Annotated in this window: 6 protein-coding genes and 3 pseudogenes; 3 read left to right on the forward strand and 6 right to left on the reverse strand. The window is 73.7% G+C overall.

Annotated features, from left to right (window positions below):
* The 5 genes and pseudogenes from ABZY11_RS39730 to ABZY11_RS39750 form a co-directional block, all read right to left on the reverse strand.
* The coding region (locus ABZY11_RS39730) for a serine/threonine-protein kinase (protein WP_356483839.1) at positions 1-872 on the reverse strand (872 nt) is incomplete at its 3' end.
* A gap of 6 nt (positions 873-878) precedes the next feature.
* Positions 879-3,026, reverse strand: coding sequence for a bifunctional serine/threonine-protein kinase/ABC transporter substrate-binding protein (locus tag ABZY11_RS39735; protein ID WP_356483840.1), 2,148 nt, complete (start codon positions 3,024-3,026; stop codon positions 879-881).
* Between the two features lie 14 nt (positions 3,027-3,040).
* The gene (locus ABZY11_RS39740; protein ID WP_356483844.1) at positions 3,041-3,817 is read right to left on the reverse strand and encodes a hypothetical protein; all 777 of its coding nucleotides are present in this window, start codon (positions 3,815-3,817) and stop codon (positions 3,041-3,043) included.
* Between the two features lie 150 nt (positions 3,818-3,967).
* Positions 3,968-4,102 (reverse strand): annotated as a pseudogene (locus ABZY11_RS39745) (AraC family transcriptional regulator); the annotation flags it as partial.
* Between the two features lie 134 nt (positions 4,103-4,236).
* Entirely contained in the window at positions 4,237-4,860 is a 624-nt protein-coding gene (locus ABZY11_RS39750; protein ID WP_356483841.1) for a GNAT family protein, read from the reverse strand.
* A gap of 105 nt (positions 4,861-4,965) precedes the next feature.
* Between ABZY11_RS39750 and ABZY11_RS39755 the strand changes: the two are divergent.
* Both ABZY11_RS39755 and ABZY11_RS39760 read left to right on the forward strand, forming a co-directional pair.
* A pseudogene (locus ABZY11_RS39755) lies at positions 4,966-5,205 on the forward strand (glycosyl transferase); the annotation flags it as partial.
* Positions 5,204-5,699, forward strand: a pseudogene (locus ABZY11_RS39760) (acyltransferase); the annotation flags it as partial. The pseudogenes ABZY11_RS39755 and ABZY11_RS39760, both read left to right, overlap by 2 nt.
* Before the next feature lie 125 nt (positions 5,700-5,824).
* On the opposite strand, the gene ABZY11_RS39765 reads toward ABZY11_RS39760, so the two are convergent.
* The gene (locus ABZY11_RS39765) at positions 5,825-6,709 is read right to left on the reverse strand and encodes a peptidase S1 (RefSeq protein WP_356483842.1); all 885 of its coding nucleotides are present in this window, start codon (positions 6,707-6,709) and stop codon (positions 5,825-5,827) included.
* A 675-nt stretch (positions 6,710-7,384) separates the two neighbouring features.
* On the opposite strand from ABZY11_RS39765, the gene ABZY11_RS39770 reads away from it, so the two are divergent.
* On the forward strand, positions 7,385-9,709 hold a 2,325-nt coding region (locus ABZY11_RS39770; RefSeq protein ID WP_356483843.1), incomplete at its 3' end, for a GTPase-associated protein 1-related protein.

Consider the following 9,709-nt stretch of genomic DNA (forward strand, 5'->3'; position numbering starts at 1 on the left):
AGGGCTGCGGCGGAGCGGGCGGCGATCAGGGCGGCCAGTCCGGGCGGCGCCCAGGCGCCCGGGTCCTCGCCGGGCGGTGCGGCGAGGAGCCACGCCGCTTCCCGGGCCGGGGGCCGGTCCGCCGGGTCCTTGGCCAGGCACGCCTCGACGAGCGGCAGCAGGGCGGGCGGCAGGCCGTGCAGGTCCGGTGGCTCGTGCACGGTGCGGAGCAGCACCGCTGCGGCCCCGCCGTCCCCGAACGGGCGGCGGCCGGTCGCCGTGTACGCGAGGACACAGCCCAGCGCGAAGACGTCGCAGGCGGGCCCGGCCCGGTCCCCGGACGCCTGCTCGGGGGCGAGGTAGCCGGGCGTGCCGATCAGCGCGTCGGGCTCGGTGAGGGCGGTGGCGCCCTCGTGGCGGGCGATGCCGAAGTCGATGAGCCGGGGCCCGTCGAGCGCGAGGAGCACGTTCGCCGGTTTCACGTCGCGGTGGACCAGGCCGGCTCCGTGCACCGCGACGAGCGCGTCGGCGAGGCGGGCCCCGAGCGCGCGGACGGTCGCGGGCGGCAGGGGGCCTTCGGCGACGACGACCTCGGCCAGCGAAGGGCCCGGCTCGAACGCGGTGGTGAGCCACGGTTCACGGGCCTCGGTGTCGGCGTCCGTCACCGGGACCACCCAGGGGCCGGTGACCCGGCGGGCGGCCTCGGCCTCACGCCGGAACCTGGCCCGGAAGCCGGGGTCGGCGGCGTGTTCGGCCCGGATGACCTTCACGGCCACGAGCTGCCCGCCGGACGTGCGGGCCAGGTACACGACGCCCATGCCGCCCGCGCCGAGCCGCGCCAGGACGCGGTGGGCGCCGACGGTCCGGGGGTCGTCCGGGGTGAGTGGCCGCATGCCCGGTCAGTTCTCGCTCGTGGGTACCGGGCCGAGGTAGCGGAACGCGCCGTCGCGGACACCGTGGAGGTGGGCCGCCTGGCCCTTGAGCCGGTTGTTCTCGCCGAAGGCGTAGTCGCGGGAGATGCCGTGGTACGAGGAGGCAGCGATCTTCGCGACCAGGTCGGCCCGTGCGGGTGGCCGGTTCTTCCGGGCGAGGGCGGTGAGGGCGGCGAGGACCAGCCCGGCCGCGTCGTACGCCTCGGCGGCCCAGGGAGCGGGGGCGCCGCCGTACTTCTTCCGGTGCGCCGCGGCGAACTCCTTCACGGCGGGGGCCGTCGCGCCGACGCAGGGCGAGACGAACTCCCAGCTCTCGGCGGCGTCCCCGGCGTCCTTCAGGAAGCGGGCGCCCATGGCCGTGTGCATGGCCATGCGGGGTCCCTTGTAGGAGGTGGCGGCGAGCGTCCGGGCGGCGCGGGCGGCCCCGGCCTGGTCCCCGGCGTGGAAGAAGGCGTCGCTGCGGTGGGCGAGCAGGTCGGCGACGACCGGGGCAAGGTCGCGGGTGCCCGCGGGCACCACGCGCGGGTAGGTGGTCCCGTCGGTGGAGTCGACGACGATCCGGTTCAGGAAGTAGCCGGTCAGGTACGCGGACTGGCCGCCGGCCCGGTCGACGAGCACGCCGAGCCGTTGCACGTCGGGCCGGAGCACCAGCCGGTTGCGGATCGGGTACGCCAGCGCGACATCGGACGGGACCGCCTGGAAGAAGGACCTCATGGACCGTACGGCGAAGCTGAGTTGCTGGGACGACACGGTGACGAGCGGCAGCATCGCCTCGTCGTAGGTTCCGAGCACCGCGGTGGTGGCGGGGTCGTCGGTCGGGCCGACGACGGCGAGTACGTCGCGGTCCCGGGTGAACCGCTCGGCGACCCGTACGGCGTCGGCGGCCTCGCCCCGGTCGTCGAGCGCCTTCACCCGCAGGCCGAACGGCTTGTCCGTACGGGAGTTGAACCGGTCGACCGCGAGCCGCACCCCGCGTTCCTGGGCCCGCCCGTCCGCCGCCCGGGGCCCGGACAGGTCGGCCTGCACGCCGATGGTCCAGGTCCGTGCGTCCGCCCCGGCCGCGCCGGAGCTTCCGGTGTCGTCGTCGCGCAGCCACTCCCGTACGACGAAGGCGCCGCCGCCCGCGACGGCCACCGCTCCGGCGCCCGCGAGAAGGAGCAGCCTGCGCCGGGCCGGGGCGGGGGTGCGGGCCCCGGGGTTCTCGGCGAGCGTGGCGTCGATGCCGGGCAGGGCCAGGGTCGCGGCGGACCGGTCGGCGATCAGCCGTACGACGTTCTCGGGCAGCCAGCCGATCGAGCCGTTCGGGGCGTCCTCGGTGATCCGTTCGTCGAGTCCGGCGGCGGTGGGACGGGCGGCCGGGTCCTTGGCCAGCAGGGCGCCGAGCAGTTCGCGCAGTTCGGGGTCGTCGACCTCGTCGAGATCCGGTGCTTCGTGGACGGTGCGGTAGAGCAGGGCGTCCACGGCCCCGCTCCCGAAGGGCGGTCGCCCGGTCGCGGCGTACGCGAGGAGGCAGCCCAGCGAGAAGACGTCACCTGCGGGCCCGACGGCAGCGGCGCCCTCGGTGGCCTGTTCCGGTGCGAGGAAGCCGGGGGTTCCCACCACCAGGTCCGTCGCGGTCAGCGCGGTGGCGTCGGTGACCCGTGCGACGCCGAAGTCGATCAGCCGCGGCCCGTCGGCGGCGAGCAGGACGTTGCCGGGTTTGACGTCGCGGTGGACGAGCCCCGCCGCGTGCACCGACGCCAAGGCGCGGGCCAGCAGCCGGCCGAGGACCCGGACGCTCCGCGCGGGCAGCGGTCCGCACCGGGCGACCGTCTCGGACAGCGCGGGTCCGGGCACGAACTCGGTTGCCAGCCAGGGGCGTTCGTCCTCCGTGCCGGACCCGGTCACCCGTACCGCCCAGGGGCTGTCCACCCGGCGCGCGGCCTCGGCCTCCCGGCGGAAGCGGACCCGGAAGTCGGCGTCCCCGGCGTGTTCGGGCAGGATCACCTTGACGGCGGCCAGCGCCCCGTCGCCGGTCCGGCCGAGGTAGACGGCGCCCATGCCACCGGCGCCGAGGCGTCCCAGCAGCCGGTGCCCGCCGATCCATGACGGGTCCGAGGCCCGAAGCTCTTCCATCACCGTCTGCGCCCTCAGCCCTTCTTCTCGACGGCCTCGTGCAGCCGCATCAGCATGGCGCTCTGTGCCCGGACGCCGAGGTCGCCGATCTCGTCGTCCGTCCACCCCTTGGCGCCCTTGGCGGTCACGGCGAAGGTGAACCGGAGGATCTGGTCCTGCTCCCAGAAGTACGGGTAGGGGCCGCCTGGTTCGGCGCTGCGGTATTCGCCGGATTCCACCAGCGTGTCCTCGGAGTTGACCTGGTTGGCCTCGCCCCGGGCCAGGGCGCCCGCGCCGAGCCCTCCGATGAACTCGCCCTGACGCAGCTGCTGCGTGGGGCAGCGCATCGACTCCTCCAGCGATTCGGCCATCTCCCACCGTGCGCCGTCGTCCGTGCGGTGCACGGTGACGATCGCGGCGAGCCGCAGCGGTCCCTTGCCCCGGCCGGCCGGCACCTCGAAGGAGCGGGTGAGGGTGGCGAGGACCCCGCGGCCCGGCTCGCGCTGCTGCCATACGCAGTCGGCGTCGAGCACCGGCCAGGTGTCCGGGCCGCTTTCGTACGGGCTGCGCGCGACGACCCCGGGGCCGAAGTCTTCGGGGTCCGCGATGACCCGCCCGGTGAGGTCGAGGGCCGCTTTCCGCGTGGTGGGCAGCCGCGCCGGGTCGGCGTCGATGACGGGCTCGCCCGTGGCGCCGGGCGATTCCTTCCCGTCCTTCCCGGCGGCGGTACTGGCGGACGGGGAGGCGCTCGGCCGCTTCTTCGCCGCGTCCCCGCCTCCTCCGTCACTCCCGCCGCACGCGGTCGCCAGCAGTAGTGGTACCGCCGCCAGGACTCCGTACCCGCGCCATCCGCTTACCGGACCGCCGCGCGCCACGATCGACCACCCCCGTATCCCCGAAGTCGCGTCGATCCTATGAGTGCGGAACGGGGGCGGCCGGTTCCCGGCGAAACTGTTGCGCCTTCAAGACGTTCCGGTGGCCGTCGGCACCGCTGCCGGCCGCCTTCGCGGCCCCGTCGGAGCCATGGGGCGGAAAGTCCGCCGGTACGCGGCAGGTGTGACCCCGATGGCCTCGTGAAGGTGCTGGCGCAGCGAGGCCGCGACGCATCCCCTCGTCCAGGAAGACCGGACAGGCCAGATTTCGCCGCTCCTGCGGCAGGGCCCCGAATTCGGTGATCAGCGCTGCGGCAAGGCGGTTCCGGGCACCGGCTGCCCGCTCCGGTCCGGGCTGCTCAGAGCTCGGCCGGTTCCGGGTCGGTGGCCAAGCGGGCGTGCAGATGCTCGTTGTGGTACTTCCCGTCGCCGAAGCGGTAGGAGTCGCGCAGTGTGCCCTCGGGGAGGTAGCCGCAGCGGTCGGCCACCCGGCAGGATCCTTCGTTGCCCACCGCGTGGGCTATCTCGATCCGGCGGGCGTCGGCCGTGGCGAAGCCCCAGCTCGTCACCGCTGCGGTCGCCCTGCTGGCGATGCCCCGCCCGCGGGCGGCCGGCAGCACCCAGTAACCGATCATCGCCAGGCCGTCCTCACGATCGACCCACCGCAGTGCGACATTGCCCAGCAGGGCACCGTCGGCCGCTGCCACCACGGCGAACGAGGCCACGGCGCCACGGTCCCAGGCTCCGTCGCGCGCTTCCACCCAGGCCAGGGCCTCGCTGCGGTCGGCTGCCGCGACCGGGCTCCAGAGCGCGATCCCAGGATCCGCCGCGGCGGCCATCAAGCCGTCCAGCAGGCCCTCCGACTCTGCGTCCTTTCGACTCCATGGACGCAGCAGTACGTCATCGAGGTCGAGTGCGGTGCGGACGAAGGCCCGTCGGTCGACGGGGTCCTGGGTGGTCTGCGGGGGCATGGATGTGCTCATGGCCCCATTCCTATCCGGCCGCCGGAGCCCCTGCCAAACGAATTTCCGCCGGTCACGGGCAGGGTCGGCCCGACGGCACCGGTCCGGGAATTGGATGACTGTCAACTTCCGGCCTTCCTCGCGGTGCTCGCCCTCAACGTCGTCGCCCTCGTGCTCTCCTCGGTCAGCAGCCTGCGCCGGCGGCGGCTGACCAGGCGCTCGCACGAGGTACTCGTCCATGCCTGGAATCCGGCCGAACTCCCCGTTGTCGAGCTGTACTTACCGACCTGCGGTGAACCGCTCGCCATTCCGGACAACGCCTACCGCGCGGTCTCGGCGGTCGACTGGCCCGGCGCGCTGACCGTCCGGCTCCGCGGCGGCGGGTTACTGGCCGGACTTCCGGACCCTGGGAGCGAAGCTCCGTGACGGCTGCACGGGGTGACCGTCCGTCGGTGAACTCGACGTCATGGAGTCCGTCAACGGCCGCGACACCGTCTTCGGCAGCATGCACTGCGGCATCCTCGACGGCGGCCCCTGCGAGGAGCCGGTGGGCCTCACCTCGGGTCCGCGGCCGTGCCCCGGCTGCCGTACCGCGTTCCACTCCTACGCCGTCGAGGCCGGTCTGAGTGCGCTGGTACCTGGACGGCCGCGTCCACCACCGGGTCACCCGGGCCCGGATGGATTCCCGGACGTGGGACCGGGCGGTGCGTCACGGGATGTTCCTGATCCTGAACGTGGCCATGGGTGGCGAACTCCCCGCCGCCGACGGCGCCACCGCGGGCTCCGGCACCGAACCGGGACACCCGATGCGCGTCCAGCATGTCACCGTCTCGACCCGGGAGGGCGCGGCGCGCTCCTGACCGGCCACTCCGCGCCGCATACCGCGCCGCACACCGAATCGGCTCCGGTGCGCGGCGCGGCGGGGTATCAGGTGTCACATGTCAGACGTTGCATGATCCACGCTTCACCTGTCACATGTCACGCGTCAGGAGAGAGCCAGCTCCGTGACGTTTTTGGCCTCCAGGACCCACGTCGCGTTCAGGCCGCCCTGCTTGACCCGTGCGTTGCCGTCGCCCTTGAGCACGCCGATGCGGTTGCCCGACAGGGCGATCTGAATGGCCTGGTTGTACTCGTGGACCCAGGTCGCGCTGAGGCCGCCCTCCTTCACATGGGCCTCACCATTGTCCTTCAGGACACCGATGCGCTTCCCCGACAGTTCGAGCTGGATGACGTCGTCGGCCTCCCGCACCCAGGAGGCGCTGAGGCCGCCCTCCTTCACCCACGCGACACCGTTGCCGGTGACGATGCCGATACGGTCGCCTGCCAGGTCGATGCCGATGACGTTGTCGGACTCCCGTACCCAGGAGGCGCTGAGGCCGCCCTCCTTCACCCACGCGACACCGTCACCGGTGACCACACCGATGCGGTTGCCCGACAGTTCGAGCTCCTTGACCTTGCCGGACTCCTTTACCCACTTGGCGCTGAGGCCGCCCTCCTTCACATAGGCCTCGCTGTTGTCCTTGAGGACACCGATGCGCTTGCCGGACAGGGCGATCTGCTTGACGTTCGTGGCTTCCTTGACCCAGGTGGCGCTGAGGCCGCCCTCCTTCACCCACGCGACACCGTCACTGGTGAGAACGCCGATGCGGTTGCCGGAGAGGGCGATCTGCTTGACACCCGCCGACTCCTTGACCCACTTGGCGCTGAGGCCGCCCTCCTTCACATAGGCCTCACCGTTGACACGCAGGGTGCCGATGCGGTTGCCACCGTTGCCGGAGACCGTGCCGGGCACGGCCTCGGCCGTGGTCGAACCGGCGAGGCCGGCGAGCGCCAGAAGGGCGGCTGCCGCAGAGAGAGTTTTGAGATTCAACGGAGTAACTCCTGTAAACAGGTGGGCCCTTGGGCCCAATGAGCTGCGCCCTCGGGGGATTTGAGCAATCCGAAGACGATCAACGACCGGGAGCGGGGACGGTGTGTAGGCCGTTGGAGTGATGGAGGCGCATTGAGCAGGGTCCTTGCCGCGTACCGCGCCGGTAGCGCGGCAAGGACGTCGAGATGCAGCCGAGCCGGGAACGGGTCGAGGGCTGGTACCTCAGCGGCAAGGACGACGGCTGCACGTGGTGATCGACGACCCGTCGCGCGCCGTACCGGATCGCATCCTGCAGCGCACCGGCCCCATGTCCGAGTCGGAGAAGCAGCGTTGTGCCGCCACCCGGCCGATGACCAGCACACCCGTGGGCGCGGACTCCACGCCGCCTCGGCCGACAAGGGCCTGTTGGACGTCGGAACGCCCGACCGCGCCGGGCGTACGGGCGGTACGCACCGCCCCGTTGGGCTGAAAGCCCCGGCGAAGGCCGGGCCGTTGACCTTCCGGCGGGGTGCGCGCGGGGGCGGCGTGCCTTGATAGCGTCGCTCCCGCGATTGCGGACCGCTCCCCGCCGGGGTCGTCGCTGCGCCCGGACGGCCTGCCCTCGACGGGCGGCCTGCGGAGCGGGCGTGCTGACGGTACGGGGACGTTCGCGGCAAGGACGAAGAGGGCCGACGCATGAGCCTCGCGCAGTTGCACTACACCTCTGCCACCGCGGGGGACGACGGGGGCGGCGCACGGTTCACGGCGGTCGGTGCAGGCATACCCACGCCGGTGCTGGCGGAGGCCGAGCGGCTCCTCGGATACGAGCCGCCCGCAGGAGCCCCTTACCTCCCCACCACCGACGAACTCCGTTCGTTCCCCGAGGCGTTCAGCTTCAGCGCACTGTCCGACGGCAGTCATCTGCTGAGCCGCACCGTGGCGCTCGGCGGCCCCGGCGCCGGCCGTTTCCACGCGCACGCGGTGCATCTTCCGGCCGGTACCCGGCTGCCGGGCGACGCGTTGCCGATCACGGCCTGGCGGTCGCCGAACTGGGCCTCCACCACTCCGGACGGCGGCACGCCCGGCCGCATGGACGCCCTGCCCGCCTCCGCCGCGTTCGGCCCGGAGGCGCTCAACGACTTCGCGGTCTCCCGGAGCCCCTGGCTGGCGGCGGTCTTCGCCGATCTGCGCCGGGTGTGCGAGGAAACGTCCTCGGCGCGGGTCGTTCTCGTGGAGCGGCAGTGCGCCGATGTCGCCCGGTGGATCGCGCTGGCCGGGGCGGTGCTCCCACCGGAGACCGCTCAGCGGCTGACCTTCACGACCTACACCCGCCGTCCGGCCGAGTCCCCGCACCAGGTCGTCGGAGTGCGGCCGGAGGACGCCCCCGGAGCGGCCGGCCCGGACGACGGATTCCGGGTGCGCGACTGCACCGGGGCACGCCCCGCTGAGCCGACGGGCGATGCCTGGGCCGAGACCTGCGCCCGGATCTGGCGCAACCGGTCCCCGGAGCTGTTCCGGGTGGCGGCGGAGCTGCCCGGCGAACCCTTCGCGGCCGGGCCGCTCGCCGTGACCGCACTCTGCGCGGGCGTCCCGCTCGGCCCCGACGAGCGGGCCGCGGCCGCGCAGTGGGCGGCCGAGCGGCCGTACGCACTGGATGAGGAGCGGACGCGGCAGCTGACCGATGCGCTGACCGCCCCCGACCTCGACCGCACGAGCGCCGAACTGTCCGGTGTGGCAAGGCTGTTGACCGCTCTCGACGGGCGGTCCACCGCCGCCACGACCGCGTCGCTCGGCGCTCTGCTGGTGACGGAGGCGGTACGTGGCGGCGATGTCGCCCTCGAACCGCCCGCGCGCTCGGTCTTCGCCGGACCGGCCGGGGAGCGTGCCGTCGCCGCACTCGTCGCGGCCCTGGGCGACGACCTGCGTACCGAACTCGCCACCGGTACGCCCCTCGCGGCCGCCGCGGCCGCCGCTCCCGGACGGAACGTGGGGCGTGCGGTGCAGTTGCTGCGGATCGCGCGGCTGCTCGATGTGGACTGCGCGGAACTGCTCCCCGACGTCGTGGGCCGGATGGCCCGGTCCCTGCTGGACGAAGGGGCCGCCGACTGCGCCGCGGTGCTGCTCGACCTCCTGGACGAGCAGTTCGATGTCCGTACGGCGCTGCTCGGCGAGCTGGACCGGATCACCCCGCAGGACCCGTCCGCGACGGAGCGGCTGCTGACGGGGGTCGCGCTGCCGTTCACCGGGGCCCAGACGCTGCCGCATCTGCGGATGTGCGCGGCGGCGCCGGACGTCCGGGCGAGCGGCGGCGACGACCGGGTGAAGGTGCTGAACACGGTGCTGCGGGCCGGTGGAATGTCACCGTTCACCGAGCCACTGGTGCTGCGTACGGCGATGGGTCTCGTCTGGGGCGACGGCATCCCCACGGCGGGCGAGGCCCGGCTGCTGCTGAGCGGGAGCACGTCCGACGCGCACCGTACGGCCGGTACCTGGTCCGCCCTCGTCGCGGCGGCGCTCGGCGCCCCCGCCGACGACCCGGAAGCCCCCGAGCTCGCCCATGACCTGTTGCGCGGCTTCCCGCAGGAGATCGACGCGCGGGCGCGCGGCGCGCTGCACCTCCTGGAGTTCGCGCGGGACGTCCGGTCGGGGGCGGCGGAGCCCGGCTGGGCGGAACAGGCCCGGAAGCTGTGCGCCGGGGCCGAACCGGTGGAGCCGGGCGTGCGGGAGCAGGCGTTCGGCGCCCTGGCCGGGCGGCTGCTCGCCCCGGACCGGCCCGAGGCGGAGCTGTACGCGTTCGTCCACAGCGACGACCCGGACCTCATCGCGGCCTACGGCACCGCCGCCCGCCGGGACGCGGTGCTCGCCCGGCTGCGCTCCGACCCGGCCTATGTCGCCGACTGCTTCACCGTCTGGAGCTCCCACCCCCACGCGGGCCGGGCCTGGGGCGAGACCCGGGCGGCGCTGCTGGAGGAGGTGCTGCGTCCGGTGGTGCGCGGCCTGTCCGCCGACGGGGTCGCGGCG

Source organism: Streptomyces sp. NPDC006510, assembly GCF_040611955.1.
Taxonomy (GTDB): domain Bacteria; phylum Actinomycetota; class Actinomycetes; order Streptomycetales; family Streptomycetaceae; genus Streptomyces.

Excerpts from the sequence above, each read along its gene's own strand:
- ABZY11_RS39735 (WP_356483840.1), bottom strand. The coding sequence starts at position 3,026 with ATGGAAGAGCTTCGGGCCTCGGACCCGTCATGGATCGGCGGGCACCGG.
- ABZY11_RS39750 (WP_356483841.1), bottom strand. The coding sequence starts at position 4,860 with ATGAGCACATCCATGCCCCCGCAGACCACCCAGGACCCCGTCGACCGA.